The 2,397-nt window shown below is 44.5% G+C and carries 3 protein-coding genes; 2 read left to right on the top strand and 1 reads right to left on the bottom strand.

Translation table 11 applies throughout. The features are described 5' to 3' along the window. Positions 1–161: 161 nt before the first annotated feature. Entirely contained in the window at positions 162–299 is a 138-nt protein-coding gene (locus DHD80_RS20040) for a hypothetical protein (protein WP_251743194.1), read from the bottom strand. A gap of 105 nt (positions 300–404) precedes the next feature. Between DHD80_RS20040 and DHD80_RS19755 the strand changes: the two genes are divergently transcribed. Both DHD80_RS19755 and DHD80_RS19750 read left to right on the top strand, forming a co-directional pair. Beyond that, positions 405–992, top strand: coding sequence for a tyrosine-type recombinase/integrase (locus DHD80_RS19755; RefSeq protein ID WP_347709993.1), 588 nt, complete (start codon positions 405–407; stop codon positions 990–992). After that, complete coding sequence (locus DHD80_RS19750; RefSeq protein ID WP_251743193.1) at positions 992–2,110, top strand: IS91 family transposase; 1,119 nt, start codon at positions 992–994, stop codon at positions 2,108–2,110. Before DHD80_RS19755 ends, DHD80_RS19750 begins: the two co-directional genes overlap by 1 nt. Positions 2,111–2,397 lie beyond the last annotated feature (287 nt).

Below are 2,397 nucleotides of genomic sequence, written 5' to 3'. Positions count from 1 at the left end.
TGTTGAACTAAACCTAAAGGTAGCTTCAAGCAATCATTAGATCACTATTCACTACCTTTAAGTAGGTATTAACATAAGATTGAAAGTTATGAAAAAAAAGTAGTACCCTCATTGAGAGGGCCTGTATTTCTGTACCGGAATTTAATGAGCTGTACCGCAAATTAAAACGTTCTGTTGAACTCGCCGGTAAAAGCCAAAGCACCCTGACCAATTACTCCCGCTGCCTGGCGCACATTTCCCTTCATTTCAAATGCAGTCCACTGGATCTGGATGAGGAACAAATCCTGGATTACCTGCACGTTTTAAAATCCCAGCACAAAACTCCATCAGACAGTTTCTTTAAGCATACAGTTTACGGTCTTAGATACGCTTACCGTATCTACGGGATGAAAGCGATGCGGGTAATGCTCCCATCCATTGAACGGCCAAAGAAACTTCCTGTGGTATTAAGCCATAGTGAAATCAAACAGCTGCTTAAAACACCGAAACTGCTCAAACACCGGTTGGTACTTGCGATGCTTTACGGTTGTGGCCTTCGCTGCTTTGAACTTCGTAACCTTCAGCTCAAAGACCTGGACTTTGATCGTAGGATGCTCCACATTCGTCAGGGAAAAGGTCGCAAGGACCGCTATGTTCCTTTGGCAGATCTTCAGATCCGTGGTCTTAAGAAATACATTGCAGCAGAAAACCCTTCTGTTTGGTGCTTTACCGGTAATGACAAACACGGTAATCCCGTTGCACTTTCTACCAGAGGAGTTCAATGGATCGTACGGGAAGCCCGCAAACACAGCGGAATTAATAAAGAGATCACCACGCATAGTTTAAGGCACAGCTATGCAACACACCTGCTAGAAATGGGACTGGATATCATGAGCGTAAAAGACCTTTTAGGACACGCAGATATTCAAACCACGCTCACCTACCTTCACGTGGCACAACTCGGTAGGCAGAAGCCCTTCAGTCCGCTGGAACGGTTATACAATAAAAAGTAATGGCATCCGCTACCTATGAAGTAGCCCAGGTGTTGGAACGTAACAGGGAATCTTTAACTGACTATTGTGCCAACAGCTGGCAGTTAAGGACCCTACATGCATTACGCAAATGCCGTACTGCTGCTCTGGGAGGTCATATTGACCGCTGCAATAATCCTTTCTGCCAGCATTTACACCTTAGCTACAACAGTTGCCGTAACCGGCATTGTCCCAAGTGTCAGGGACACAAAAGAGAAGAATGGATCAGGGCAAGGGAAAAAGAACTCCTCAAAGTACCTTACTTCCACGTGGTCTTTACCCTTCCATCGGAGCTCAACCGGTTATGTCTGTATGAACCAAAACTGGTTTATGGCCTGCTCTTTAAAACAGCATGGCAAATTATCAATGGCTTCTCGTCTAATCCAAAATTCCTGGGAGCCAGTCCCGGTATGATCGCTATCCTGCACACCTGGGGACAAAACCTGTCTTTACACCCACACCTGCATTGTATCGTTCCGGGAGGTGGCATTAATCAAAATGGCAAATGGAAATCAGCTAAAAGCAAAGGCAAATACTTGTTCCCGGTGAAAGCAATGAGCAAGGTTTTCAGGGCTCGTTTTGTAGCTGCCCTCCGGAAAGAAATACAACCACAAACTGCAAACTTCTATGAAAGCCTGTTCAAACAGCATTGGGTAGTTTACTGTAAGCGTCCATTTTTAGGCCCTTCGCAAGTAGTAGAATATCTGGGACGTTATACCCATAAGATTGCCATTAGCAATCATCGGATTAAAAACCTCCAGGACAATGCCGTGACTTTTTCGGTAAAAGATTACCGTCACGGTGGGAAAAAATCCATTCTAAAATTGCCCGATGCCGAATTTATAAGGCGCTTTGCATTACACATCCTCCCAAAAGCCTTTGTGCGCATACGCCATTACGGGATCCTGAGCAGTTATCATAAAAGAACAAGTCTTGCTGAACTACAGGAAATTCTTGGGAAAATAAATCTTCCGGAAAGACCACCGCTCCAACACCGGGTTTGTCCAACCTGTAAAAAAGGGCAGTTAGAAACCATCGTGCTCTTCGGAATTAGAGGGCCGCCGGAAGGCTGGGAGAATGAATTACAAAAACAGAAATAAATCCCCTGAAAAACGCTGTTCCCTTGGCGTAACGGATGCCTATTGCTCAAAAACAAGGAAATACGTTAAAAACAATGACTGGATTACCTAAGCAACAGAAAACAATAAAGTAATAAGCAGTAGAAAAGGAAAAATGTACTGAGCAGAAAAGATAATCGCCATCCAAATCGCTGAATAGCAACCCCACAATTTAGACCAATCCCCATAGTAGACAATCGGTAAACAACCGGTTCAGTCAACACTGCGTTCATGTTGGGCCGTACCGGCCACACGAACGCTTAGTTATT

The organism is Gramella sp. AN32 (assembly GCF_023718305.1).
GTDB lineage: Bacteria > Bacteroidota > Bacteroidia > Flavobacteriales > Flavobacteriaceae > Christiangramia > Christiangramia antarctica.
The sequence above is the reverse complement of the archived record's forward strand: the minus strand, read 5'-3'. Positions and strand labels throughout refer to the sequence as shown.

Bases quoted from the DNA above. Each gene is read 5' to 3' on its own strand.
- DHD80_RS19755 (WP_347709993.1), top strand. From the start codon at position 405: ATGCTCCCATCCATTGAACGGCCAAAGAAACTTCCTGTGGTATTAAGC.
- DHD80_RS19750 (WP_251743193.1), top strand. From the start codon at position 992: ATGGCATCCGCTACCTATGAAGTAGCCCAGGTGTTGGAACGTAACAGG.